Raw genomic sequence first — 25,293 nt, forward strand, 5'->3', positions numbered from 1 at the left:
CACATGGCCAAACTTTCAGTCTCCGTCGAGGTTCCACTGCCGCCGGAGAAGGCGTGGGAGTACGCCTCTGACCTGTCCCGCTACCACGAATGGCTGAGCATTCACCGCGCCTGGCGGTCGAAGTTGCCGGAAACCCTGGAAAAGGGCACCGTCATCGAATCGATCGTCGAGGTCAAGGGCATGCTCAACCGGGTCAGGTGGACCCTGGTCCACTACAAGCCACCGGAGGCGCTGACCCTCAACGGCGACGGTCGCGGCGGGGTCAAGGTCAAACTGATCGGCAAGATCAAGCCTGCGGGTGAGGGCTCGACGGTCGGGTTCGATCTGCACCTCGGCGGGCCGGCCCTGTTCGGGCCGATCGGCATGGTCGTTGCAGCTGCGCTCAAGAGCGACATTCAGGAATCGCTGAACAAGTTCAAGGAGCTGTACGCCCCGAGCTAGTTCCCCGGGCGCAATTTCCCTGGGCGAGCAGACGCGTACGTACCCCAAATTGGCACTTTTCGGGTACCTCCGCGTCTGTTCGCGCTACAGGATGACCAGCATCCACACCGCCGCGAGCGAACCCAAAGCCGCTGCGCCGTAACAGCACACCGCGATCACCGGGTCGAACCGGCCGACCTGCAGCCCGTGCTCGAGCGTGAACCGGAATCGATGTGCCCAGTGGAACAGGGCCAGCACGAAGAGGCCGGCCAACGCGACCCGGGTGATCGGGTGGCGCACCACGGCCAGGAGGTGTGCCGGGTCGGCGTCGAGCAGGCCGAGTGGGAACACCACGCCGAACAACAGCATCAGCACCGGCAGGACCAGTGCGGACACCATGCCGCCCGCCGAGAACAGCAGCCAGAAGAACGGCTCGGGGGATCGTCGGGTGGGTGCGCTCATATCAGCACCACCCACGCGACGATCGCCGACACCGCGAGCCACGCCACGTAGTGCCCGGCCAACACGGTCCGCTCCGGCACACGCCGGCCCCGCACGTGAATCACGATCGCGTGGGGCGCCAACCCGAGCCAGGTGATGGTGTGCAGCAGCAAAAAGCACAGCGTGACGACGTTGAGCACGACCACCACGGGGTTCGCGCTGAAGTCGAGGAACTGCTGGTAGTCGCCGCCGCCCACCGCCCACACCCCGACCGCGAGATAGACGACGGACCACGCCACGAACACTGCTGAGTTCGCGCAGCATGAACACCAGGTAGGACCGGCGTTTGGCCCACCAGAGCATGGGCATCGGCGCACGGTACTCGGGCATCGAGGTGCTCATCGGACGGCCCGCCTCGACCGGAAGGGCATCACCAGGTCCCTGACCGAATGCTTTGCGGCAGTGAGCTTGTACTGCTGGATGGCGCCGGCGGGGTCGACGCCTTTCGGGCATGCGGTCGAGCATTCGCCGACGTAGGTGCAGGCCCATGCGCCGTCGGCGGCGGCCAGCACGTCGCGGCGCTCGGGTTCGCCTTCGTCGCGGGAGTCCAGGTTGTAGCGCTGGGCCAGTGCGATCGCGGCCGGTCCGAGAAAGTCCGGTTCCAGGCCGTATACCGGGCATGCCGAGTAGCACAGCATGCAGTTGATGCACATGCTGAACCGCTTGTAATCCTCCAATTCCGCTGGGGTCTGCAGGTATTCGCCGTCCTCCGGTGCGAGTTCGTCGTCGCGGATGATCCACGGCTTGACGCGGGGAAGCTTGGCCATGAAGTCGCTGATGTCGACCACCAGATCGCGGATCACCGGGAAGTTGCGCATGGGTTCGACGCGGACCGGCCCGGGCAGATAGTCGACGAGGAACGTCGCGCAGGCAAGTTTCGGATCACCGTTGATCGTCATGCCGCAGCTTCCGCAGATGCCCATGCGGCATGACCATCGGAACGTCAGGGTCCCGTCCAGTCGATCCTTGATGTAGTTCAGCCCGTCGAGCACCGCCCACTCGCGGGTCAGCGGCACTTCGTACGCCTGCAGCGTCGGCTCGGAGTCGGTCTCCGGCTGATATCGGGTCACTTCCATGACAATTCGTTCTGCGCTCATGGGTCATCTCCCGTAGACACGTTCGCCCGGTGGCCAGCGCGTGATGGTCACCGGCAGATACTCGACACGTGCCGAACCGTCGGACTGCCGATGTATCAGGCTGTGCGCGAGGTATCGATCGTCGTCGCGTTTCGGAAAATCGGTGCGTTGGTGCGCGCCGCGGGATTCCTCGCGGTGCAAGGCGGATTCGACGATCGTCTGCGCCACATCGAGCATCCCGGACAGCTCCAGCAACCCGGTCAGTTCGGTGTTGAACGTGAGGCTGTGGTCGTCGAGGCCGGATTTGAGGAACCGCTCCTGCAATTCCCGGATCTTGTCGGCGGCCTCGGCCAATGTCGGCCCGTCGCGGTAGATGCCCGCCGCGGTCTCCAGGATGGTCTGCATCTCGGTGCGGATGTCGGCGATCCGCTCGCCACCATCGTTGTGGCGCTGCAGTTCCCGTTCCAGCCGGCGTTCCTCGTCACGCGCCATGTGCTCGACCGCGGACGTGGCGGTGCCGGCGCTGCCGACGTACTCGGCGGCGGCCTGCCCAGCCCTGGCCCCGAACACCAGCAGTTCGGGCAGTGAGTTGGAGCCGAGCCGGTTGGCCCCGTTGATGCTCACACACGCCGTCTCACCCGCGGCGTAGAGTCCGGAAAGCGGTGTGGCTCCATTGATGTCGGTGTGTACGCCGCCCATCATGTAGTGCACCACCGGCCGCACCGGAACGAGCTCGCTCACCGGGTCGATGTGCTGGTAGTCGCGGCACAGCTCCCGCACGAACGGTAGCTTGGCGTCGATGAGCTGCGCGCCCAGATGTCGGAGGTCGAGGTAAACCACCGGGCCATAAGGGGTTTCCGCCGTACGGCCCTTGTCGAGTTCGTGTACGAATGCCTGTGACAGCCGGTCGCGCGGGCCGAGTTCCATGCTGCGCAGCTTGGGCTCGGGAGTCGGGGTGCCCAGGTCGTAGTCCTGTAGGTAGCGGTAGCCGTCTTTGTTGAGCAACCAACCGCCTTCGGCGCGTGCGGCTTCGGTGATCAGGATGCCGGTGAACGGCAGCCCGGTCGGGTGGTACTGCACGAACTCCATGTCCTTGAGCGGCGCGCCCGCCCGGAACGCGAGTGCCATGCCGTCACCGGTCTTGATGTTGGCGTTGGTGGTGAACGGGAACACCCGGCCGCATCCGCCGGTGCACACGATCACCGCGTCGGCCAGGATGGTCTCGATGCGACCGGTTGCCAGTTCGATCGCCACCACGCCGCGAACCACCCCGTCCTCGACGAGCAGCGTGGTGGCGAACCACTCGTCGTAGCGCGCGATGTCCCCGTAGGCGAGCACCCGCTGAAACAGCGTGTGCAACAGGTGAAATCCGGTCTTGTCGGCGGCGAACCAGGTGCGGAGCTTCTTCATTCCGCCGAAGGCGCGCACGGCGATGTGCCCGTCCGGTTTACGGCTCCACGGGCAGCCCCAGTGTTCGAGTTGCATGAGTTCGAGCGGCGCCTCGTTGACGAAGGCCTCGACCGCGTCCTGGTCACACAGCCAGTCGCCGCCGGAGATGGTGTCGTACGCATGCTCGTCGATGCTGTCGTCGGCGTCGGCCACGGCAGCCGCGCCACCCTCGGCCGACACCGTGTGACTGCGCATCGGGTACACCTTCGACACGATTGCCACCGACAGCTTCGGGTTGGTCTCGGCGATGGCGATCGCAGCACGCAGTCCGGCGCCGCCCCCGCCGATCACCACGATGTTGTGCGAGGCCGTCACGGTCGGAGCTCACTGCCGAGTCTCACACTTCCCAGGCCTCGTGCTCGCCGCAGCGTTCGTCGCGCAAAATCCTGCCGTCGTGTCGGATGGTCCGGACGCTGATGCATCCGTCGTGGTAGGTGTGCCGGGTCTCGCGGCAGCCGCACGAGAACTTGAGGTCGTCGTAGCTCAGGCCGTCGTCGTCGTTCTCGAGGTGGCGATCACCTTCGGCCATGCGTCCGCATGGCGCTTTCGTTCTGGAGAAATGCGTGGTCTGTTTCGTGGGGTGGGTGGCCATCGTCCCGCCTCCTCGGGTCTCAGGCGTGTGGTCTAGATCACATCAGCGTATGCCCGTCAAGGCGCACAGTCCATGGTTTGGACCACGAGATCGCCGATGCTGATCTTGCGGAACTCAGCCGTTGTGTGCCGGGAGGTGCGTCTTGAGAATGCGTAGCGGCAGCTCGGGCAGGCTGCATGTCGCCGACGGCCACGTGATCTCCGGAACGTAGCCGGGGGCAAGCTCGAATTCGGGTATGCGGGCCAGCCATTCGGTGACCACCAGTTTCAGTTCCATCCGCGCCAGGTGGGACCCGAGGCAGCGGTGTGGGCCGCCGCCGAAGCCCCAGTGCTTGTGCAGCTTGCCGTCCAGCACGAAGTCGTCGCCGGACAGTTCGTCGCTACCGTCGCGGTTGATCGCGCCGAGACACAGGCGGACTTCGGATCCGGCAGGCAATGTGACACCCGCGATGGTGACGTCGCGCGTCGTGACCCGTCCGACCACGGGAGCTGCCGGTTCCAGCCGGACCATCTCTTCGACAAACGCCGCGACGCCGTCCGGATTCTTCACCAGCGCCGCGCGCAGCGCGGGCCTGCGGGCCAGTTCCAGCAACGTGGTGCCGATGGTGGCGGTGACGGTGTCCAGGCCGGCGAGTACGAAGACCACCGATAGTCCGACGGCCTCGTTGTCGGTGAGTGGATCGTCGCCGTGCAGCAAGTGGGACAGAATGCCGCTACGTGGGTTGTCGCGTTGTTGGGCAATGGCTTCGGTGAGATAGGTATAGAGCTCCACCGCCGGTGCGAGGTCGACGCTGCCGGGATCGGTCGTCAGGCTGAACGCGATGATCGCGTCCTTCCACGCGATGAGCCGTTCGCGGTCCTCGAGGGGAAGCCCGAACAAAGTGAGGAATACCTGCGACGGATATGGTGTGGCCACGTCAGCCATCGCCTCGCACTCGTCGCGGGCGGCGATCGACTCGACGATCTCGATGGCCTGGGCCTGAAGCGACGGCAGCAGCGCGCCGAGCGTCTGCGGACTGAAGAAAGGCTGGAGTAGTCGTCGATACCGCGTGTGTTCGGGAGGATCGAAACCCAGCGGCACCAACGGAACCGGGCTGATCATGTCGTCGTACGGAATCCGCGACGAGAAGACTTCTGGATTGCGCAGTGCGGCAAGGACTTCCTCACGCCGTGTCAGGTAGTACCACCCGTCGCCGTAGAGGACGGGCCCGAGATCGCGCAGGTGCGCCCATCCTGTGCCGCGGTCACGGGCCATGGGCAGGTCGCCGTAGCGGACGTGGGGTAGTGCCGGAATCATCGGCGGACCAGTCCGCGGGGCCGGATGACCCGGTATGTCATGGCGTGCCTTGCTGTTCGGCGGCTTGACGCGCCTCGCGTTCGTCGTGGATCCGGACGAGCTCACGGAATCCGATCCGGTTGTACTTGGGTACCGGCTGGATGCCCCACTCGTCCTGCGCGGTGTCTTTGCCTTCGGCGCCTTCCGGAGGACCGAATGCCGGGTACGGAACCTTGCACTCGAGCGTGTCGTCGGAATAGCGCACTTTGAGCAGCTCACTGCAGATCTCGGTGAGACTCAAGGTGGGGTAGCCGTAGTAGACCGCCATGAAGGGCAGGGTGAACGCGCCCTCGATGACGAGGGCGACCAGGCACACGAGCACCGCGCGCTTGATCCACTTGTGCATCCTGGCGTAGTACGGCGTGGTGCCCGGTGGGAGGTCCTCGGACTTCTCAGTGGCTTCTGGTGTCGTTGTCACAGTTGCTCCTCAGTCGGTGAAGATTTCGCGATTCACCGTGTGCAGGTACGGGATTGCGAGGAAGGGCGTGATGTAGAAGATGTCGTAGAGCCACCACCCGATGACGGGGAACACGACTCCCGCGAAGCGCACATCGGCGAACATCGTCATGTTGAAGACGTAGAGACACCAGATGAGCACACCCATCCAGCAGGTGATGATCATCCACTGGTGGCCCCAGCGCTTCATCTGCAGGAATCCGATTGCGGCAGCGCACCGCATCGCGAAGACGGTGACGATCATGCCGAACACCATCGACTTCTCACCGGGCCCGGCGGCGCCGCCGATCCATAGTTCGTTGTAGTGCCAGAAGTAACCGGCGTCGAACATGGCGCCCCAGCCGACCATCAGCACCCGGTTGATGAGGGTGTGGTTGGCGACAAGGTCCAGCGCCCATCCGAGGCTGTTGAGCATACCGTCGATCAGCACGAGATAGCCGATGAGCGTGACGATCATCGGCCGCACGGAATACCCCGCGCGTAACGCCTGGCGCTGTAACCACACCCCACGCATGAAGATCGGGAAGCCGATGAGCCCGGGCGCCCACATGCCCATCAGTGCGGCGCCGGTGATCATCCACTTGTCGGCGCGGCGCTGCGCGAGCCGGGACTGCTCGTGATGTTCGTCGAGGCTGAGGGATTCCTTGCCGGATTCTGTTGTCGCCGTCACAATTCCCACCAGCCGCGTGCGAACGACATGTAGAGCTGGATGAGGAACATCGTCAGCAGATATCCGTAGATGACGATCTGCAGGACGATGAGCGCCTTCTTGCGGTTGCGTTCCTTCTGATCCACCATGGCGGCGTCTCCTTCCTAGGTACTTGTGCTTTCGGCGTCGGCGAGGCTCGCGGCGGCCACCTCGCGCAGGCCTTCGGTGATCGCGCCGTCGCTCGACAGCGGTGCGAGAACACAGGCGTCGGCGGCTTCGAGTTCCGTTGCGCCGGCGACGATCAGGTGCGCTGCTGTGACGAGCACCCGGGTCGAGGGCGGCTCGAAATGGAACGCCTCGTCCGCGGTCCGGATGGCGGTGGCACACCGGACCAGACGCTGCGCGGTCGGCAGTCCGACCCCCGACTCGGCGACGATCACCTCGGCTTCGCGCTCGGGCGGCAGATACCGCATCGGCAGCGTGACGAACCGCTGCCGAAACGATGGCTTGAGTTCCTTCAGTGAGCTGCGGTAGGCGGGATTGTAGGAGCACACCAGCATGAAAGTCTCTGGTGCATGGACGACTTGACCCGCGCGATCGAGGTAGAGCGTGCGCCGGTGGTCGGTGAGCGAATGCAGGACGGCCAGTGAATCGTGGCGCGCCTCGACGACCTCGTCGAGGTAGCAGATCGCACCTTCCTTGACCGCGCGCGTGAGCGGGCCGTCCGTCCACACGACGTCACCACCGGTGACCATGAACCGGCCGACGAGGTCGGAACTCGTCAGATCGTCGTGGCAGCTGATGGTGATGACCGGCCGGCTCAGTAACAGGCCCATGTGCTCGACGAGGCGGGTCTTGCCGCATCCCGTCGGGCCGGTGAGCATGACGGGCAGGCGCTGTCGATAGGCCTGCTCGAACAGCTGGACCTCATTGCCGTTGGCGAAATAGTTGTCTGTCATGCGGTGACCAGCTCTCGGTGGACGTGGGCGAGGACGCGGGGAAGTTCTTCGACGCGGCGGATACGTTGGGACCGTTTGGGGCCGAACACTTCCGGCAACGGATCGACGCGGGTGGGGCCGACGCCGACGTAGTACATCGCGACGCCGGCCTCGTTGGCTTCCTCGACCGCGTGGGCGGCGTCGGCCCAGGCGTAGCGGCCCTCATAGCCCTCGTCGGAGATCAGGCCGTCACCGATGACGATGAGCAACCGTCTCTCCGATGGTTGGGCGAGCAGGCGGCTCGTCATGTGCCGCAGCGGCGCACCGAGTCTGGTGTAGCCGCCGGTGGACAGGCCGAGGCTGCCGGGCGGAACGAATCGGCGCTCTTCGAAGTCCTTGAGACAACGCACTTCCACGCGATGGCGGGTGTTGCCGGTGAACGTGAATATGCCGTGGCGTTCGCGGGCCGATGTCATCGCGCGCGACAGCGCGTCGGCACACGCGAGTTCGAGTTTGAAGATCCTGCCCCCGTGCACCCCCAGCGAGGAGCTGCCATCGAGCATCAGGGCGGTGGTGACGTCGCGGCTTGCGGGCAACAGTTCACGGAAGAGGCGCGGTTCGACCGCCTCGCCCGTCGTCAGGTCGATGTAGTGGTCGACGTACTGGTCGACGTCAAGGTCGGAACCGTCCTCCAGCCGGTTCTTCATCGCCCGATGGGTGTTCTCCTCGAACCACTTCCGGACATCGACCGCGATTACGCCGGGCTGCCGGTGGCGCTGGGTGTATGTCTGCTCGAGAACGGCGACGTGGTCGGGCATGAAGCTCTTGGTCCACGCGTTCCATTCCGGGTAGGGGATACCTGGCCGGTGGTCGGGTGTGATGTCGAGGTCGTTGTCCTGGGGCCGGCTGGGCGGCGGCAGATTCGGGTTGCGCACGCCGCCGTCACCGCCGACGGGAACGGAATGCGCTCGGGGCAGCCGCTTCTGCGTGGATGTCCACGGCAGCCGTCCGAAGGCGCGGCGCATCTTGTCGGACAAGCCCTGTGGCAGTGTGTATGCCCGCGGCAGGCTGCCGAGGAGTGGGTCCAGTGGGAGTTGTTGTGCGGTGCGTGCCAGCGTGATTGCGCGGTTCAGCATTTCCGCGGCGTCCATGTCGGCGCGGGCGGGTTCGAGGTGCGGCAGGTTCGCGTGCAGGTCGGCCAGCAGTCCGGGCCAGTTCTCGGCGACCCAACCCAGAGCGACGCCGGCCTCGATGAGGGTGAGCGCGGCGAGTTCGCGGGTTGACAGCTCGTTGAGCCGATAGTCGACGATCCGGTCCTTGGACGGCGAGCACTGCAGTGCCACACCGCATGTCAGTGTTCGGCGGGTCCAATCGTGATGCGGTGGATACGGCACATGTACGACGTCGAGCAGCGAGCTCAGGCCGAAGCCGCGGTGATGGCCGCTGACCAGGCGAGCCCCGGTGCGGCGCTGACCGCTCAATGCCACCGCGGTGACGGCGCAACTGCGCTCGGTCGCCATGGCATGTGCGTCGCTGAGTTCCGACATCGCGTGCGTCCGGGCCTTCAGAACGTGCCGATGTTGGAGAACATCCAGTACCAGAACCAGATGATCAAGCCGGTACCGCCCCAGGCGACCACATAGCGCAGTATTTCCCAAACCCAGTCCATGTCATATCTCCAGTCCGCGTAGGGCCGTCGCGACGAGTTCCGTCAGCATCGCGTCACGCTTCTCGTTGTTGGCGGTGGTGGTCAGCACGCCATAGATCCCCAGCAGGAAGAACGCGGCGCTGTAGAACGCGTCGACCTCGGGGTGTACTTCGCCGTCGCCGCGGGCGCGCTCGATCTCGCGGACCAGCAGGACGATGAGGGGGTGGTCGGTCCACTCGTCCTTGGTGGGGCGTGAGGGCGAAAAGTGGAGCGCCAACACTTCTTTGAAGAGTATCGGGCCGAAGCGCTGCTCCAGGCGGGTCACGAGGCGGACGAGTTCGGTCAGCGCCGTCGCGAGATCATGATCGATGTCGAGGAAGCGCGCGAATTCGGTTGCCATGCGCGTCTCTTCGCGTCGCTGCAGCTCCAGCAGGACGTGCTCCTTGCTGGGGAAGTGGAAGAAGAACGTACCGTGGGCCACGCCCGCGGCAGTGACGATCGCGCCGACGTCTACCCCGCCCATACCCGACGCCTGGAACTCGGCGATGGCAGCGCCGAGTATCCGCTCCCGCGTCTGCAGGCGGCGCAAGTCGCGTGCCGTCGGCTTGAGCTGTGGCGCCATGTTCGTACTTTCTAGACTTATTACTGAGTTGAGTCAATGAGTTGAGTCATCGACTAGTCGGAGAAGATCTCGCGGTTGACCGAATGCAGGTAGGGGATCGCCAGGAACGGGGTGATGTAGAAGATGTCGTAGAGCCACCACCCGACGACCGGCAGTACGACGCCGGCGAATCGCACGTCGGCGAACATCGTCATGTTGAACACGTAGAGGCACCAGATGACGATGCCCATCCAGCAGGTGATGATCATCCACTGGTGACCCCACCGCTTCATCTGCAGGAATCCGATCGCGGCGGCGATCCGCATGGTGAAGACGGTGAGGATCATGCCGACTTCCATGGCCTTCTCGCCGGGCCCCGATGCGCCACCGAGCCAGAGCTCGTTGTAATGCCAGAAGTACCCGGCGTCGAACATCGCACCCCAGCCGTTCAACAGGATTCGGGCCAGGATGGTGTGATTGGCGACCAGGTCCAGTGCCCAGCCGACGGTGTTGATCGCGGCGTCGATGATGACCAGATAGCCGATGAGCGTGACCAGCATCGGGCGGACGGACAGCCCGTCGCGCTGCGCCTTGCGCAGCAGCCACACACCGCGCAGGAAGAGCGGCAATCCGAAGATGCCGAGGGCTGCGGTACCGATCAGCAGGCTCCCGGAAATCAGCCATTTGTCGGCCTGACGCTGCGCGCGCCGCGAGGCCGCCATGTGCTCGTCGAGCCCGCTCGCCGACGGGCGCCGTGCGGCTTCCCTGGTGCCGCCACGGCTGGGGCTGAACGTCGGCAGCTTCATGGACGCTGACTGTAGTCAATAATCGTCAGTAGTCAATCGGCTAGTTTCAGCACCCGCGAGCAGACGTAAAGTCGCATCTTTCGGAGCACTTCTGTGCGAGTCTGTGCCTGCTCGCCAACCAGTGAGGGTTATCTATGCGCAGAGTGGTGCAGTTCTCCACGGGCAATGTCGGTCGGCACTCGCTGCGGGCGATCATCGGCCGCCCGGATCTGAAGCTCGTCGGTGTGCACGCAGCCAACCCCGACAAGGTCGGGCGCGACGCCGCCGAATTGTGCGGGCTTTCGGAGCCGACGGGGGTGGTCGCGACCGACGACCTCGACGCGTTGATCGCGCTGACGCCCGACTGCGTCGTCTACACCGCTCTCGGCGAAACCCGGCCGATGGAGGCGATCGAGCAGATGTCGAAGCTCCTGGCCGCCGGGATCAACGTTGTCGGAACATCGATGGTGTGGCTGGTGACCCCACGCCAGGCCGACGACTGGCTGCGGGTCCCGCTCGAGCAGGCGTGCCAGGCGGGCAACTCCTCGCTCTATGTCAATGGGATCGACCCGGGCTATTCGGGGGACACCGCGGTGCATGCCGCGCTGAGCCTGGTGACGCGTGCCGAGTCGGTGACCGTCAAAGAGATCTTCGACTACGGCAACTACGATGACTACGAATACACCGGCACGGCAATGGGTTTCGGGACCACGCCGGACGATGACACACCGATGGCATTCCAGCCGGGAGTCATCACGTCCATGTTCGGTGGCTTGGTGCGCAATCTCGCCGGCCATCTCGGGGTGACTCTCGACGAGGTCCGTCAGCGGTATGAGCCGTGGTACGCCGACAACCGCATCGAATGCACGATGATGACCGTCGAGCCCGGACAGCTGGCCGGAGTGCGGTTCGGTGTCGAAGGCATGCGTGGTGGCGTGCCGGTCATCACCGTCGAACACACCACTCGCCTCACGCCCGCGGCGGCACCGGATTGGGACTATCCGCCCGACGGCCTGTCCGGTGTGCACCAGGTGATCGTCGAGGGCGAGCCACGCATCGAGGTCAGCACGCACCTGTCCCATCCGGTCCTCGACGTGACCGATGCCGGCTGCCTCTCGACGGCAGCCCGCGCGGTCAACGCGATCGACTGGGCCTGCCGCGCACCCGCGGGACTGGTTGCGGTCGAGGACATTCCGCCGACGGAGATGATCCGTGGGTTGATGTGGTGACGCCTAGCGCCCCAACCGCTCCCGCAACTCCCGCTTCAGCACCTTGCCGTAGCTGTTCTTCGGCAGCGCGTCGATGAATTCGTAGCGTTTGGGCCGTTTGAACCGGGCGATGCGTTCGAGGAGGTGAGCGTCGAGCTCAGCTGCCGACACCGAGCCGACGATGAACGCGACGACTATCTCGCCCCACTCGTCATCCGGCGCCCCGACGACACCGGCCTCGACCACAGCCGGATGCTCGAGGAGGACTTCCTCGATCTCGCGCGGATAGATGTTGCTGCCGCCGCTGATCACGACGTCCTTGGAGCGGTCGCGCAGGGTGAGGTAGCCGTGGGCATCGAATGAGCCCATGTCGCCGGTGTGCAGCCAGCCGTCTTTGAGGGTCGTCGCCGTGGCGGCCGGATTGTTCCAATACCCGGACATGACGACGTCTCCGCGGCAGACGATTTCGCCGATCTCGTCGATGCCGGCCGGGCTACCGTCCTCGCGGAGCACAGCGACTTCGACGCCGGATCGCGCGTACCCGACCGAGCCCAGAACCGCATCAGACGCGTCCACATGATCGGCGCGACGCAGCCCCGTGATGGTCATCGGCGCCTCACCCTGACCGTAGAGCTGCACGAAAACCGAACCGTACGCCGCCATCGCCTTCTTGAGGCTGTCGACGTACATCGGCCCGCCGCCGTAGACGATCGTCTGCAGATTGCGCGGCCGGGCGCGTCCGGTTGCCAACAGCCGCTGCACCATGGTCGGTGCGAGAAAGGCACTGCATCCCGGGTGGTGGTCACAGAGGTTGAGAAACTCGTCAGGCTCGAATACCGCGGATTCTGGCACGACTTGCCGAGCCCCGCGCAGGACATAGGGCGGGACGTACAGGCCGGAGCCGTGCGACATCGGCGCGCCGTGAATCAGGCTGCAGTTCTCGTCGGGGGAGTCGAAGTCCGCCAGATGTGACACGGTCATCGCCATGAGGTTGCGGTGAGATAGCATGGCGCCCTTGGACTTTCCGGTGGTGCCGCTGGTGTAGAACAGCCACGCGAGGGTAGCCGGGTCGGTCACCGGGACCGCGGCCGGCTCGGCGTCGAAGCGACGCGCATAGGCTTCGGAGCCGATGACTTCCACGGGTGCATCCAGCGACAGCCCGGCGGCGATCTTCGTCGACGCGAACACCTGAGACGCACCGGAATCGGCGACAATGTCGGCCATCTCGCGTGGATGAAGCTTGTAATTGATCGGGACATACACGCATTCGGCTGCCCAGATCGCGAACATGAGCTCCACGATCTCGGGGCGGTTCTCGCTGGCGACCGCGATCCGCGCGCCCCGATCACCCAGCGCCTGAAGAGACGTCGCCAGCCGCAGCACGCGGTCTCGCAGTTGCGACCACGTGCAGACCTGCTCCTCACCCAGGAACAGGGCCCCGCGGTCGCCGAATCGGGAGGCGGCCTGATCCAGCACCGCAAAGAGATTCATCGCGGCACCCACTCCGAGGTGAGTGCATGGTCGGACAGATACTTCGTGGAGCTCCAACCGCCGTCGACGACGATCGTCTGCCCGTTGATGAAACTGCCGCCGTCCGAGCACAGGAAGGCCACCGTGGAAGCGACGTCCTCGACCCGGCCGAGCCTGGTGTGTGGCGTCATCTCGGTCTGCATCTTGCGGAATCCTTCGTTCTGCAGCCGATGCTCGACCATCGGAGTCACCGTGACACCCGGGGCCACCGCGTTGCAGCGGATTCCCTGCGCGCCATACTGGCAGGCGATGTGCGTGGTGAGCGCAGTGAGCCCGCCCTTGGCCGCCGAGTACGCGCCGCCGCGCAACCCACCGACGACCGCGAAAGTCGAGGTGACGTTGATGATGGCCGAGCCGGGACCCATGTGCGGCAAGACATGCCGCGCCAAGCGGAAAGGCGCGCGCAGCATGATCCCGAGAAAGTAGTCCAGGGTTTCGTCGTCGGTCTCGTGCAGCGGTTTGGGGCTGCCGATACCGGCGTTGTTGATCAGGAAGTCGACATGACCCCAGCGCTGCACGGCGGCCTCGACCACCCGGCTCGGCCCGTCGTCGGCGGTCAAGTCGGCAGCGACTGTCTGCACGCGCTCAGGATCACCGATCGCGCGTTCCAGCGCAGCGAGGCGTTCCTCGTCTCGCCCGGCGCCCAGCACTGCCATGCCGGCTTCGGCGAGCTTGGTCGCACAACCGAACCCGATACCGCTGCTGGCCCCCGTGACGATCGCAACCTGCATGTCAGTCCACCTTCGTAAGCGTCGCCCGGATCTGGTGTTTCAGGACCTTGCCGGCGTCATTTTTGGGTAATGCCTCCCAGATCTCCACCTGCTCAGGCGTTTTGAACTTGGCCACTCCAGCCTTCTCCAGCACCTTGCCCAGCGCGGCGACGTCGGGACGGCGATCGTCGGCCGGCACGATGACCGCGCACGCTCGTTCGCCGGTGCGGTCATCTGGCACGCCGACGACGGCGATCTCGGCGATCCCCAGTTCACCGACCAAGATGTCCTCGACCTCCTTGGGGGAGATGTTCTCGCCGTTGCGGATGATGAGATCCTTCGCTCGGCCGGTCACCGTGAGGTAGTCGCCGTCGACCCAGCGGCCGAGATCACCGGTGCGGAAAAATCCTTGTGCGTCGAAGGAGTCGGCGTTGTCCTCCGGGTGTAGGTAGCCCAGCAGCATCTGTGGTCCTCGGGCCCGGATTTCGCCCGATACGAGGCGGATCTCGGCGACGCCGGGCCTGCCGTCGGTTTCGGCGGCGTGGTCGACATCGCCGGGCCGCAGTGAGCCGACCGTGGTGACGGGGACTTCGGTGGACCCGTACACCCGACTGACCAGCGCACGTTCGAAGTACCCGGACGCCCGCCGGATCAGCGACGGGGGCACCGACGCGCCACCGCAGATGAACACCTTCAAGTCGGGCAGCCGGGTGCCGGCCCGTTCGGCCGCATTCAGCAGTTGCTCCAGAAACGGAGTCGCCCCGGCCATGTGCGTGCAGCGGTGTTCGGTCATGAGCGCAACGCCGTCATCGGCGTTCCATCGTTGCATCAACACCGCCGTCGTGCCCAGCAGCAACGGACATTCGAAGGCGTAGATCGACCCGCCGATGTGCGCGATGGGGGAGGGCACCAGGAAGGTGTCACCCGGCTCGATCAACCAATGATCGCGCAGCTGGTAGATCAGCGCGTTGATCGACTTGTGGCTGTGCAGAACACCTTTGGGACGTCCGGTGGTGCCGGAGGTGTAGAGGATCATCCGGACGGCGTCTGGGTCGAGCGCGGGCAGATCGGCATCCGGTGAACCGCTCAGTCCATCGAACGCGATGTGCGAGTGTCCCCGGACCACCACCACATCGGGCGGCGACGCCATGTCGGCGCACACCCGCGTGAGCATACCCGCATAGTCGTGCTGGCCGAACTGCTCGGGGATGAAGATCATCCGGCTGTCGGCGTCCTCGAGGATGAAGCGTAGTTCGTGGTCGCGCAGCGACGGCAGGATCGGATTGGCCACCATCCCGGCCAGCGTCGCCGCCAGATAGATGATCGCGGCCTCATGCCAGTTCGGCAGCATGAAGGAGACGACGCTGCCAGCGGGCATCCGCCGAGTCATATGCCCTGCCAACGCCGTTGCCCGGTCGGACAGTTCGCGGCAGCTCAGCTCAACGTCGCCGTCGATCAGCAGCACCCGGCCCGGGGTGTTGCGCGCCGCATCGGCGAGCGCATCGGCCAGTGTGGTGTGCACCATGGCTCAGCCTTTGACCCGGCGCATCGTCATGGCGTGGCGGAACCGGTCCGAGGGGTGGGTGTTGACGGTGACCTGGGCGACCTCGCCGTCCGAAGTCGTATAGGTGCGCTGCATCTGCAGTGCAGCGCTTCCGGGTTCGACCTTGAGCAGCTCGGCGAGCTCGGCATCCACGAGCACCGCGGTGATTTCCTGGTGGACCTCGACGATGCTGACCCCGAACAAGTCCTCGATCAGCGGGAAGATAGGGCCGGTGTGGCGTTGCAGCAACCGCCCGACGGCGGCGAACGAGCGGTTGATGTAGTACTCGGTGCGGCAGACGGGTGGTGCGTCGCCGTCGGCCTGGCGATAGCCGCGCACCGCGAGCCATTGTTGGCCCACCGGAAGGCCCGTGCGCTCAGCCAGCTCGTCGTCGATCGTGACCATGGCGTTGGATTCGATCGTGAACTGCGCACCGGTCGCGAACGCCAGCAGGTCGTTGATCGACATCACGTCCTGCGCATAGGAATTCGTCGCGGCTCGGGGCACCACCAGAGTTCCGGCCCTCGGTCGGGAGGACACGAGGTTGTCGTCGCGGAGGCGACGCAGTGCCTCGCGGATGGTGTAGCGGCTGACCTCGAAACGTTCGCAGAGCTCGTGCTCGGTGGGCAGTTGCGAACCGACCGGATACACGCCGTCCACGATCTCCTTGCGCAGCGTGCGTGCGACTTGCAGGTAGCGGTGCTCGGCAGGGGTGACAGTCATAATGCTCCTAGCCGCGCCGCAGCGCCAGCACACTGCCGTCGCCGTCGGCCGAAACATAAAGCGTGCCGTCGGGTCCCGCGGTGATCCCGGCGAACGGACCCTGCGGACCGGAGAACGGTGGCATCCCGCGCAGCGGCTTGGGAACCACACCGGGCGGCGGGCCGACCGGCAGTCCGGTGGCGATCGTGGTGCGTGCAGCGGTGTCCAGGTCGTAGTTGATCAGTTCCTTGGTGCCGGCGTCGACGATGTAGAGCGCTCCATCGCGCACGAGAAGGCCCTGCGGCGTGTGTAATCCGTCGAGCAGGGGTGTGACGCCCACACTCGTCACCCGGACCACGCCGCCGGACACCGACACCAACGGCGCACCGTCGGGTCCGATCGCCACACCGACCGGCGTGTCCAGACCGGTCGCCAGCACCTCGATGCCGCCGGGCCGCACGGCGAGTAAGCGTCCGGCGCCCTGCTCCACGACCACGGGCGTGCCATCCGGCGCTAGGGCCACGCCATAAGGCTGATCCACCCCGTCGGCGAGAACTTCACTTTCGGAAGCTTCCGGACGGTACCGCACGACTTGGTCACCGGCCGTCGTGACGACGAATTCGCCTGTGTCCGAGCCTGTCACCCCGCGGAGGAAGCCGGGGTACCCCGGCGAGAACAGCATCCCGACCGTCTGCAGCGCGCCGTCGACGCGATAGAAGTACGTGCCGTCGGCGACGTACAGGCTGCCGTCGTGCCCGACCGTGAGATCGAGCGGCCAGTTCAGCCCGCCGTCGAGCAGGGTGCGGGTCTGACCGTCGAGGACCTCGGTGATCTGCCCGGTGAAGTTCGAGACGAACAACCGATCGCCGACGAACGTGAGGTTGTCCAGACCCGGGGTGAGCTGCGCCAGAAGCGTCTGTGCGCCGCTGCGTGGATCGATGCGCAACACCTGGCCACTGGCCACCTGAGTCGAGACGATGAACCCGTCGGCGTCGAACTTGACCGCATCCGGTACGCCGAGGTCGCCGGCGACCACCTCGGGTTCGACCGGGCCTGTTTGGTCAGGGTCGATACGCCAGATCTGATTGGCCCCCATGACGGGGAAGTAGAGGAGCCCGTCGGGGCCGACCTCCATGGCGTTGGGCGATGGCACGTCGTCGAGCAGGATCCGCGGAGCCCCGCCGTTGAGATCGAACTCCATGAGCCTTCCGCCCTCGCGGCATTCCCCGATAAATAGCCGCCCCTGATGGAACGTGATGCCGTTGGCCGACGGGACGTCGTCGCGCAGCACCCGCGACGTGCCGGTGGTGTCGCGCACGCTCACGCGGCCGTCCATCACCTCGGTCGCGTACAGGTTGCCGCGCGGGTCGAAGGCGACGTCGTCAGGCGCGATGATGTCGCCGCCCTTGGCGCTGACGGTCTCGATGCACCCGGTGTCGATGTCGAGCGCGCTGATCTGGCTTCCGGTCACCTGCGCGACATAGATACGGCCGTCTGGGCCGGTCCGCAGACCGTTTGCGCCGAAGAGCCGGCTCGGAGCGGTGACCTGCTGCAGCCGCCACCCCTCGGCGACGGAAGGGTTTGCGGTGTATCTCGCGTCCGATATCGACAGCGCACTCATGACCTCGGACGTTAGCAAGCGCATCTAGTCCAGACAATAGGCGTCGAATCGTGAATATCCGGCCTTGACGGCTGAATAATCCCTGCGGAATAGTGTTCTTCAATATGCAGAGCACCGTATGTTGTCCGGACAAATAGGACCGGCATGGACAATCCACTGAACCTGGACGGCCGCATCGTGGTGGTGTCGGGCGCCGGCGGCGGCGGCATCGGCACGACGGTGACCCGCATGGCCGCGGAGGCGGGTGCCACGGTCGTCGCGGTCAGCCGGTCGCAGGACAACCTCGACGCTCACGTCGGCCCGTTGGCCGACAAGGGCCTTGCGGTGATCTCGGTGGCCGCCGACGCATCGACCGACGAGGGCATCGCGACCGTGCTCGACGCCGTACGTCGTACCGACGGCAATCTCTACGGTCTGGTCAACGTCGCAGGCGGTGCCGCGCCGTCGACGTGGATGCCGTCGACCCGGGTGTCACGCGCCGACTGGCGCGAGCTGTTCACCGCGAACCTCGAAACGATGTTCTTCATGAGCCAGGCCGTGGCCGCCGAGATTCGGGCCGGCGGCAATCCGGGCTCGATCGTCTCGGTGTCGTCGATCAGCGGGATGAACACCGCGCCTTTCCATGTCGCCTACGGCACGGCGAAGGCCGCGATCGTCGCGGCTACCCGCACCATGGCGGCCGAACTCGCCGCGGCCGGTATCCGCGTCAACGCGGTGGCGCCGGGCGTGACCGAAACCGCGGCATCGGCAACATATGTCGATGCCGACCCGGAACGGGACCGCCGCGCCATTGCGATGGGCCGCCGCGGCACACCAGAAGAGCAGGCCGGGGCGATCCTCTTTCTGCTGTCCGATCTGTCGAGCTATATCACCGGTCAGACCCTGCTTGTCGACGGCGGTCTGAACCTGCGCTGGACCCACCTCGGCGGGGACAACACCTCGCTGTTCCTCAAAGACGAGAACTTCCGCGCGGCCATCACCCGGCCCTGAAGGAGGAGAATTCATGACCGAAGAGCTCGCCGACCCGATGGCGATCGACGTCGACGCCTACATCTCACCGGAGTACGCGCGCGCCGAACGAGACCGGTTGTGGCGCAAGGTATGGCAGCAGGTGGGCCGGGTCGAGGACATCCCTGAGATCGGCAGCTACCTGACTTACGACATCCTCGACGACTCGATCATCGTGGTACGCACCGGGCCGAACGAGTTCGCGGCCCACCACAACGTGTGCATGCACCGCGGCCGGCGTCTCATCGATACCCCGAAGGGGGCCAAGAACGCCTGCGCCCGCACCCGCAAGTCGTTCGTGTGCGGATTCCACGGGTGGACCTACGACCTCAACGGCGCATGCACCCACATCCGGGAACAGGACGACTGGAAAGGTGCGCTGACACCGCAGAACACCCACCTGCCACCCGTGACCGTCGACACCTGGGGCGGCTGGCTGTTCATCAACATGGACACCGACCCGGAACCCCTTGCGGATTACCTGTTTCCGGCCGCGAAGATCCTCGACCCGTTCGGCTTGGAGAACATGCGCTACAAGTGGCGCAAATGGTTGTACTTCGACTGCAACTGGAAAGTCGCGATGGAGGCCTTCAACGAGACCTACCACGTCTTCACCACGCATCCCGAGTTCAACCGATTCGGCGAGTTCAAGGGCTGGGCGAAAGCCCAGGGCCGGCACAGCAACATCGGCTATGAGGCCCCGAAGGGCATGGACGAGACCAAGTCCAAGATCCGGCTTGGCACCGGTGATCCGCGCATCTCGACCGCCGAGATGCAGGTCTACACCATGGAGGAGACCAACGCGACGACCACGCAGACGCTGGTCAATGCCGCCAAACGGCTCGTCGACGAACTTCCCGAGGGCACGCCCGCCGACAAGGTGCTCGAGCACTGGCTGTCCTCGGCCCGCCGCGACGATGAGGCTCGCGGCGTGATCTGGCCGACCATCCCCGCCGACATCCTCGGGCAGAGCGGTACGGCGTGGCAGATCTTCCCGAACTTCCAGATCGGCCAGGGGCTCACGAGCGCGCTGTGCTACAGCGCCAGGCCCGATCCGAGCTACAACCCGGACAAGTGCATCTTCGAGGTCAGCGTGTTCGAGCTGTATCCGAAAGGCGAAGAGCCGCAGACCGAGTGGCAGTACACCCCGGCCGACAGCCCCAACTGGCTCTCGGTGTTGCCGCAGGACTTTTCCAATATGGCCGCCGTCCAGCAGGGCATGAAGTCCATGGGCTTCCCCGGCACGAAGCCGAACCCGTACCGCGAACGCAGCACGGTCAACCTGCACTACCAACTGTCCAAATACATGGGTGTCGGAGAGCCCCGCGAAATCCAGTGATTTGTGCACACCCACCGGCGCCCACCGCCGCTGAAGGTGCACAAATCACTCCAGTTAGGAGCCGTAATGAAAGTCAATCTGGGTACGGGAGCACAGAACTCCCATGACTGGGATCGCGTGCTGGCCGGTGACTTCAGCACACCGCCCGCCACCCCCGACTACAAGTGCGTGCAGGCCGCGCTGGCGCTCGGCGATCTCGCCGAACCGCTGGGCTTCGACGGGATCTGGTTCCCCGAGCACCAGGGCACGCCATACGGCATGACTCCCAACCCCATTCAGGCGCTCACGTACTTCGCCGCGCGCACCGAGCGGGTGAGCCTCGGCACGTTCGTCGCGGTGGCGCCGTGGTGGCATCCGGTGCGGCTCGCCCACCAGATCGCCTACCTCGACATCGTCTCGAATGGCCGTTACACGACGATCGGCCTGGGCCGTGGCGTGTCCAAGAGTGAGTTCGACGCCGTCGGCGTGCCCCGCGAGGAGAGCCGGCAGCGGTTCAACGAGACCCTCGACGTGCTCAAGCTCGCGTTCTCCGGGGAGCGGTTCTCCTACGACGGTGAGATCTTCAAGTTCCCGGAGATGTCGCTGCGGCCTGAGCCGCTCAGCAAGGATCTGTTCGACCGCATCTACAGCTCGTCGTCGACGCCGGAGTCCCTGGAGATCCTGGCCCGGCGTGGCATGGTGCCGTTGTTCGTCGGCAACAAGCCCATCTGGGACGCCGGTGAGGAAGTCAAGAAGGTCAACACCTTTCGCGCCGAAGAGGGCCTGCCGCCGTGCCAGCCCAAGAACGTGATGTTCATGTACTGCGTGGCATCCGAGGACGACGTACCCAAGACCGAGGAATGGATCTACACCGCCAACCGGGACGTCACGGTGCACTACGGTTTCGCCGACGCGTCGAACTTCAAGGGCGTCAAGGGCTATGAGGCCTATGCGAATCGCGAGGGATCGGCGACGGCGTTGCTCGCCGAATCGGTGCAGGGCGACGGAACCGGCGGGCCGAAGCCCGGTGACAAGAAAGGCCCCCCGGGCTATCACGCGTCGAACCTGTTGATCGGCACGCCCGAGGAGATCTTCAAGCGGCTCAAGGCCGCTCAGGAGGCCTGCTCGTTCTCCGAGGTCACCATCGTGCCGCAGTTCGGCACCATGCCGTACGAGGACGCGATGGAGAGCGTCAAGCTGTTCGCCGCCGAGGTGCTGCCCGCGGTGCACGACATGGACGCGCCGCTGCATCCCGCGGTGCTCCCGGAAGGCGCCAAAGCATGACGGAAACGACGTGCGGTCCCACCGAAACCCCAACCGACATCGACATCGATGCACTGCGCGAGAAATACGCCGCAGAGCGGGCCAAGCGCCTGCGCCCCGAGGGCGGCGATCAATACCTGGAACTGGAAGGTGAGTACGCCGAGTTCTACGAGGTCGATCCCTACACAACGGTGACCGAGCGGGACCCGATCACCGAGGACGCCGACGTCGTCATCCTCGGCGGCGGCTTCGCCGGGCTGCTCGCCGGGGCGTACCTGAAAAAAGCCGGCGTCGAGGGCATCCGGGTCATCGAGATGGCCGGCGACTTCGGTGGGGTGTGGTACTGGAACCGCTTCCCGGGTATCCAGTGCGACAACGACTCCTACTGCTACATCCCGCTACTCGAAGAGCTCGGCTTCATGCCGTCGAAGAAATTCGCCGACGGCGCCGAGATCCTCCAGCACTGCCAAAACATCGGCAAGCATTTCGACCTCTACGACGGTGCACTGTTCTCCACACAGGTGCGTGAACTGCGGTGGGACGACGATTCACAGCGCTGGCAGATCAGCACGAACCGCGGCGACGACATCCGGGCCCGTTTCGTGGTCATGGCGCAGGGCTCCTACAACCGTCCGAAGCTGCCGGGCATCCCCGGCATCAAGGACTACCGGGCTGCTGGCGGCCACGTGTTCCACTCCGCCCGCTGGGATTACGACTACACCGGCGGGACTGCCGACGGCGGCCTGGACAAGCTGGCCGACAAGCGCGTCGCCCTTGTCGGCACCGGTGCGACGGGCATCCAGTTGGTGCCGCACCTCGGCCGCGATGCCAAGGAGTTGTTCGTCTTCCAGCGGACCCCGTCATCGGTCGACGCGCGAACCAACCCAGCCACCGATCCGGCTTGGGTGGCGTCGCTGCAACCGGGATGGCAGGAAGAGCGCAAGCGCAACTTCCACAACTGGTCGCCGTTCGTGGGGGTGGTGTTCGGTGAACCAGACCTGGTCTGTGACTTCTGGACCGAGCTCGGGCGCAACCTGACGGCCCGGATCGCGGCCACCGAGAACCCCGCAGAGGTGACCATCGAGCAGATCATGGCCTTCCGCGAGGAAGAAGACTTCAAGATCATGGAGCGGCTGCGTCGCCATGTCGCCGAGATCGTCGAGGATCCCGACACCGCCGAGGCGCTGAAGCCGTACTACCGCTTCATGTGTAAGCGACCGACTTCGAGTGAGCACTATCTGGCGACGTTCAACCGCCCCAACGTGACGCTCGTCGACGTGTCGGCATCAAAAGGTGTGGAACGGCTCACGGAGAAGGGAATTGTCGCCGACGGCGTCGAATACGCGGTCGACTGCGTGATCTTTGCGAGCGGCTTCGAGATCTCCACCGAGATCAGCCGCCGGTTCGCGATCGACCGCATCGTGGGCCGCGACGGACTGTCACTGTTCGACTACTGGCAGAACGACTACAAGACCCTGCACGGCATGACCAGCCGCGGATTCCCCAACCAGTTCTTCATGGGCTTCATCCAGGGCGGCGTGTCGGCCAACACCACGGCGATGTTCGAGCAGCAGGCCAAGCACATCGCCTACATCGTCGCCGAGGCGCAGAACCGGGGCGCCACCGTGGTCGAACCCAGCCAGGAGGGCCAGGACGCCTGGGTCGCGACGGTCCGCGAACTGGCGATCGACAACTCGGCATTCGAATTGTCCTGCACGCCCGGCTACTACAACAACGAGGGACGTGGCGGCGCGGTGCGCAACGGCGCGTTCCTTGGTGAGTTCTACTCGCCCGGCTTCTACGCCTTCGACGAGCTCATCGCGGAGTGGCGGGCCACGGGCGACCTCGAAGGTCTTGAGATCAAGTGACAACGCTGAGGTTCGACGACCGCGTCGCCGTCATCACCGGCGCCGGACGAGGTCTCGGGCGCGCCTACGCCCTGCTGTTGGCGTCCAGAGGCGCGAAGGTCGTGGTCAACGATTCCGGCGGAAGCCTGACCGGTGATGGCGCGGACGCCGCACCCGCGCACGACGTGGCTGCCGAGATCGCGGCTGCCGGCGGCGTGGCCGTCGTGTCGACGGACTCGGTGGTCACGCCCGACGGCGGCCGGGCGATCATCGACACCGCGATCGAGCACTTCGGCCGTGTCGACATCCTCATCCACAACGCCGGAACGGTGCGGCGCGGTTCACTCAAAGAGATGAGCTTCGCCGATTTCGAAGCGGTGCTCGACGTACATCTGCGGGGCGCATTTCACGTTGTGCGACCGGCATTTCCGATCATGTGCGATGCCGGGTACGGCAGAGTGGTGTTGACCTCGTCGATCGGCGGGCTGTACGGCAACCACAACGTCGCGAACTATGCCGTCGCGAAGGCCGGGCTGATCGGACTGTCCAACGTCGTCGCGCTCGAAGGTGCCGCCGAAGGCGTCACATGCAACGTGATCGTGCCCAGCGCAGTCACCCGGATGGCGGAGGGCATCGACACCTCGGCCTACCCGCCGATGGGGCCCGAACTGGTCGCTCCGACGGTGGGTTGGCTGGCCCACGAGTCCTGCTCGGTGTCCGGTGAGATGCTGATCGCCATCGGCGGGCGGGTGGCCAGGGCGCTGATCGCCGAGACCTCCGGCGTCTACCGGCCGTCGTGGACGATCGAGGACGTCGCCGAGAACCTCGGCGCCATCCGGGATCTCGAGAACTCGGTGATCTTTCCCGTGGTGCCCGACGGCCATGCCGATCACATCCGCTACAGCTTCGCAATGGCGTCACAGGGGGTCGGGACGTGACCGGCGGTCCGCTGCAAGGTGTGCGGGTGGTGGACCTCACCGCGATGGTGATGGGTCCGTACTGCACCCAGATCATGGCCGACATGGGGGCCGACGTCATCAAAATCGAACCCCCGCAAGGGGATAACACGCGCTACATCTCGGTCGGCCCCGCTCCGGGGATGAGCGGCGTGTTCGTCAATGTCAACCGCGGCAAGCGCAGCGTGGTGCTCGACCTGCAGGCCGAGGCGGGCAAGGAGACGCTTCGAGACCTGATCGCAGGTGCCGACGTGTTCATCCACTCGATGCGGGCCAAGGCGGTTGCCCGCCTCGGCTTCGGCTATGACGACGTCAACGCGATCAACCCGCGCATCGTCTACACCAACTGCTACGGCTACGGCCGCCGTGGACCGGACGCGGACCGCCCGGCCTACGACGACACCATCCAGGCGGAATGCGGATTGCCCGCGGTGCAAGAGCAATTGACCGGGGAGGCGGCCTACGTCGGCACCATCATGGCCGACAAGGTGGCCGGGCTGACGGCGCTCTACGCGACCATGATGGCGCTGTTCCATCGCGAACGTACCGGCGACGGGCAGGAGGTCGAGGTCAGCATGTTCGAGACCATGGCCTCGTTCATGCTCGTCGAACATGCCAACGGTGCGATGTTCGACCCGCCACTCGGGCCGGCCGTCTATCCGCGCACGGTCGCGCCCAACCGCAAGCCGTACGAGACCAAGGATGGTCACATCGCCGCGCTGATCTACAACGACAAGCACTGGAACGCATTCATCGACGCCGTGCAACCCGCCTGGAACAGCGACGCTTTCGCCACACTCGAACTCCGCGCCAAACAGATCGACACCGTATACGGCCTGGTGGCGCAGACCCTCAAGGAACGCACGACCGACGAGTGGCTGGATCTCTTCCGGGTGCTGGAAATCCCCGCCGCACCCATCAACAGCCCGGACGCATTGTTCGACAACCCGCATCTGAACGCCGTCGGGCTGTTCGAAACCGTCGAGACACCCCACGGTCCCGTCAGGTTCCCCGGTGTGCCGACGTGGTTTTCGCGAACACCCGGCCGGGTCGGCGGATACGCGCCGGAGTTGGGCGCGGACACCGCCGAGGTGCTCGGCGAGTTGAGCTCGCACGACAGAGCGGGATAGAGAGGCT

The 25,293-nt window shown here is 65.4% G+C and carries 25 protein-coding genes and 1 pseudogene; 8 read left to right on the plus strand and 18 right to left on the minus strand.

Annotated elements, in window-relative coordinates:
- The first annotated feature begins 3 nt into the window (after window positions 1-3).
- The gene (locus ACOI2T_RS06050; protein WP_409506145.1) at window positions 4-441 is read left to right on the plus strand and encodes a type II toxin-antitoxin system Rv0910 family toxin; all 438 of its coding nucleotides are present in this window, start codon (window positions 4-6) and stop codon (window positions 439-441) included.
- Window positions 442-525: 84 nt separating this feature from the next.
- Here the strand turns inward: ACOI2T_RS06050 and frdD are convergent, their stop codons facing one another.
- The 13 genes and pseudogenes from frdD to ACOI2T_RS06115 form a co-directional block, all read right to left on the minus strand.
- On the minus strand, window positions 526-882 hold the full coding sequence (frdD, locus tag ACOI2T_RS06055; protein ID WP_409506146.1) for a fumarate reductase subunit FrdD: 357 nt from the start codon (window positions 880-882) through the stop codon (window positions 526-528).
- Window positions 879-1,251, minus strand: a pseudogene (locus ACOI2T_RS06060) (succinate dehydrogenase/fumarate reductase transmembrane subunit). The gene frdD and the pseudogene ACOI2T_RS06060 overlap by 4 nt, the downstream one beginning before the upstream one ends.
- 8 nt (window positions 1,252-1,259) lie before the next feature.
- Complete coding sequence (locus tag ACOI2T_RS06065) at window positions 1,260-2,018, minus strand: succinate dehydrogenase/fumarate reductase iron-sulfur subunit (RefSeq protein ID WP_409506147.1); 759 nt, start codon at window positions 2,016-2,018, stop codon at window positions 1,260-1,262.
- Window positions 2,019-2,021: 3 nt separating this feature from the next.
- Entirely contained in the window at window positions 2,022-3,761 is a 1,740-nt protein-coding gene (gene frdA, locus ACOI2T_RS06070) for a fumarate reductase (quinol) flavoprotein subunit (protein WP_409506148.1), read from the minus strand.
- A 22-nt stretch (window positions 3,762-3,783) separates the two neighbouring features.
- Entirely contained in the window at window positions 3,784-4,038 is a 255-nt protein-coding gene (locus ACOI2T_RS06075; protein ID WP_234790771.1) for a hypothetical protein, read from the minus strand.
- 114 nt (window positions 4,039-4,152) lie between these two features.
- The gene (locus ACOI2T_RS06080) at window positions 4,153-5,334 is read right to left on the minus strand and encodes a cytochrome P450 (protein ID WP_409506149.1); all 1,182 of its coding nucleotides are present in this window, start codon (window positions 5,332-5,334) and stop codon (window positions 4,153-4,155) included.
- A 37-nt stretch (window positions 5,335-5,371) separates the two neighbouring features.
- Window positions 5,372-5,791 carry a hypothetical protein gene (locus tag ACOI2T_RS06085; protein ID WP_409506150.1) on the minus strand — a complete coding sequence of 140 codons (420 nt, stop codon included), beginning with the start codon at window positions 5,789-5,791 and terminating at the stop codon, window positions 5,372-5,374.
- A gap of 9 nt (window positions 5,792-5,800) precedes the next feature.
- A complete protein-coding gene (locus ACOI2T_RS06090; RefSeq protein WP_085144276.1) occupies window positions 5,801-6,499 on the minus strand; it encodes a hypothetical protein in 699 nt (232 codons plus the stop codon).
- Entirely contained in the window at window positions 6,496-6,627 is a 132-nt protein-coding gene (locus ACOI2T_RS06095; RefSeq protein WP_264050544.1) for a hypothetical protein, read from the minus strand. The genes ACOI2T_RS06090 and ACOI2T_RS06095 overlap by 4 nt, the downstream gene beginning before the upstream one ends.
- Before the next feature lie 15 nt (window positions 6,628-6,642).
- A complete protein-coding gene (locus tag ACOI2T_RS06100; RefSeq protein WP_409506151.1) occupies window positions 6,643-7,437 on the minus strand; it encodes a CbbQ/NirQ/NorQ/GpvN family protein in 795 nt (264 codons plus the stop codon).
- The gene (locus ACOI2T_RS06105) at window positions 7,434-8,963 is read right to left on the minus strand and encodes a nitric oxide reductase activation protein NorD (RefSeq protein ID WP_409506152.1); all 1,530 of its coding nucleotides are present in this window, start codon (window positions 8,961-8,963) and stop codon (window positions 7,434-7,436) included. Before ACOI2T_RS06105 ends, ACOI2T_RS06100 begins: the two co-directional genes overlap by 4 nt.
- A gap of 123 nt (window positions 8,964-9,086) precedes the next feature.
- Window positions 9,087-9,686, minus strand: a complete 600-nt coding sequence (locus ACOI2T_RS06110) for a TetR/AcrR family transcriptional regulator (RefSeq protein WP_409506153.1) — start codon at window positions 9,684-9,686, stop codon at window positions 9,087-9,089.
- Window positions 9,687-9,739: 53 nt separating this feature from the next.
- Window positions 9,740-10,471 carry a hypothetical protein gene (locus tag ACOI2T_RS06115; RefSeq protein WP_409506154.1) on the minus strand — a complete coding sequence of 244 codons (732 nt, stop codon included), beginning with the start codon at window positions 10,469-10,471 and terminating at the stop codon, window positions 9,740-9,742.
- A gap of 134 nt (window positions 10,472-10,605) precedes the next feature.
- Here ACOI2T_RS06115 and ACOI2T_RS06120 point away from each other — a divergent pair, with 134 nt between their 5' ends.
- Window positions 10,606-11,679 carry an NAD(P)H-dependent amine dehydrogenase family protein gene (locus tag ACOI2T_RS06120; RefSeq protein WP_409506155.1) on the plus strand — a complete coding sequence of 358 codons (1,074 nt, stop codon included), beginning with the start codon at window positions 10,606-10,608 and terminating at the stop codon, window positions 11,677-11,679.
- A gap of 3 nt (window positions 11,680-11,682) precedes the next feature.
- On the opposite strand, the gene ACOI2T_RS06125 is transcribed toward ACOI2T_RS06120, so the two are convergent.
- The 5 genes from ACOI2T_RS06125 to ACOI2T_RS06145 are packed head-to-tail and all read right to left on the minus strand — an operon-like array spanning window position 11,683 to window position 17,764.
- Complete coding sequence (locus ACOI2T_RS06125) at window positions 11,683-13,149, minus strand: acyl-CoA synthetase (protein ID WP_409506156.1); 1,467 nt, start codon at window positions 13,147-13,149, stop codon at window positions 11,683-11,685.
- Window positions 13,146-13,919: an SDR family NAD(P)-dependent oxidoreductase gene (locus ACOI2T_RS06130; protein ID WP_409506157.1), complete on the minus strand. Its 774-nt coding sequence runs from the start codon at window positions 13,917-13,919 to the stop codon at window positions 13,146-13,148. Before ACOI2T_RS06130 ends, ACOI2T_RS06125 begins: the two co-directional genes overlap by 4 nt.
- A gap of 1 nt (window position 13,920) precedes the next feature.
- A complete protein-coding gene (locus ACOI2T_RS06135; RefSeq protein WP_409506158.1) occupies window positions 13,921-15,423 on the minus strand; it encodes an AMP-binding protein in 1,503 nt (500 codons plus the stop codon).
- Between the two features lie 3 nt (window positions 15,424-15,426).
- Window positions 15,427-16,164 carry a GntR family transcriptional regulator gene (locus ACOI2T_RS06140; protein WP_409506159.1) on the minus strand — a complete coding sequence of 246 codons (738 nt, stop codon included), beginning with the start codon at window positions 16,162-16,164 and terminating at the stop codon, window positions 15,427-15,429.
- A gap of 7 nt (window positions 16,165-16,171) precedes the next feature.
- A complete protein-coding gene (locus ACOI2T_RS06145; RefSeq protein ID WP_409506160.1) occupies window positions 16,172-17,764 on the minus strand; it encodes an SMP-30/gluconolactonase/LRE family protein in 1,593 nt (530 codons plus the stop codon).
- A 144-nt stretch (window positions 17,765-17,908) separates the two neighbouring features.
- Between ACOI2T_RS06145 and ACOI2T_RS06150 the strand changes: the two genes are divergently transcribed.
- From ACOI2T_RS06150 to ACOI2T_RS06175, 6 genes are all read left to right on the plus strand, one after another.
- Window positions 17,909-18,754, plus strand: a complete 846-nt coding sequence (locus ACOI2T_RS06150; RefSeq protein WP_409506161.1) for an SDR family NAD(P)-dependent oxidoreductase — start codon at window positions 17,909-17,911, stop codon at window positions 18,752-18,754.
- A gap of 13 nt (window positions 18,755-18,767) precedes the next feature.
- The gene (locus ACOI2T_RS06155) at window positions 18,768-20,111 is read left to right on the plus strand and encodes an aromatic ring-hydroxylating oxygenase subunit alpha (protein ID WP_409506162.1); all 1,344 of its coding nucleotides are present in this window, start codon (window positions 18,768-18,770) and stop codon (window positions 20,109-20,111) included.
- Between the two features lie 66 nt (window positions 20,112-20,177).
- Entirely contained in the window at window positions 20,178-21,374 is a 1,197-nt protein-coding gene (locus tag ACOI2T_RS06160; RefSeq protein ID WP_085144265.1) for an LLM class flavin-dependent oxidoreductase, read from the plus strand.
- Complete coding sequence (locus ACOI2T_RS06165; RefSeq protein ID WP_409506163.1) at window positions 21,371-23,221, plus strand: flavin-containing monooxygenase; 1,851 nt, start codon at window positions 21,371-21,373, stop codon at window positions 23,219-23,221. Before ACOI2T_RS06160 ends, ACOI2T_RS06165 begins: the two co-directional genes overlap by 4 nt.
- Window positions 23,218-24,138, plus strand: a complete 921-nt coding sequence (locus ACOI2T_RS06170; RefSeq protein WP_409506164.1) for an SDR family NAD(P)-dependent oxidoreductase — start codon at window positions 23,218-23,220, stop codon at window positions 24,136-24,138. The genes ACOI2T_RS06165 and ACOI2T_RS06170 overlap by 4 nt, the downstream gene beginning before the upstream one ends.
- A 44-nt stretch (window positions 24,139-24,182) precedes the next feature.
- The gene (locus tag ACOI2T_RS06175; protein ID WP_421877229.1) at window positions 24,183-25,286 is read left to right on the plus strand and encodes a CaiB/BaiF CoA transferase family protein; all 1,104 of its coding nucleotides are present in this window, start codon (window positions 24,183-24,185) and stop codon (window positions 25,284-25,286) included.
- Window positions 25,287-25,293 lie beyond the last annotated feature (7 nt).

Source organism: Mycolicibacterium wolinskyi str. Jessa 2025 (assembly GCF_049241375.1).
Lineage (GTDB): Bacteria > Actinomycetota > Actinomycetes > Mycobacteriales > Mycobacteriaceae > Mycobacterium > Mycobacterium wolinskyi.